Genomic DNA, 313 nt, shown 5'->3' with positions numbered 1-313 from the left:
ATTTTTCAGAGGTGAAAATATAATGGACGATTTTTTATCTTCTGCTTCAATAAATCCTAACTTAGTCGGACCTACTTTACCACCAATTCCTCCATTCACACTGCCGACTGGGACTACTGGACCGACTGGCGTTACTGGACCGACTGGTGACACTGGACCGACTGGCGTTACTGGACCGACTGGTGACACTGGGCCGACTGGTGACACTGGACCGACTGGATTTAATCGGGTTACAGTGGGGACTAATGTTACACCTCTTCCCACATTATCAACTCTAGATTTGCTTGTTCCGCTTTCACAATTAACAATTACC

The 313-nt window shown here is 46.3% G+C and carries 1 protein-coding gene; it reads left to right on the top strand.

The genetic code is table 11. The features are described from left to right. Window positions 1-22: 22 nt before the first annotated feature. On the top strand, window positions 23-313 hold a 291-nt coding region (locus tag MR167_RS32070; protein WP_242316280.1), incomplete at its 3' end, for an exosporium leader peptide-containing protein.

It is taken from the genome of Bacillus cereus group sp. BfR-BA-01355, assembly GCF_022663675.1.
Taxonomy (GTDB): Bacteria; Bacillota; Bacilli; order Bacillales; family Bacillaceae_G; genus Bacillus_A; species Bacillus_A thuringiensis_S.
This window is presented reverse-complemented; position numbering and strand designations above follow the sequence as displayed.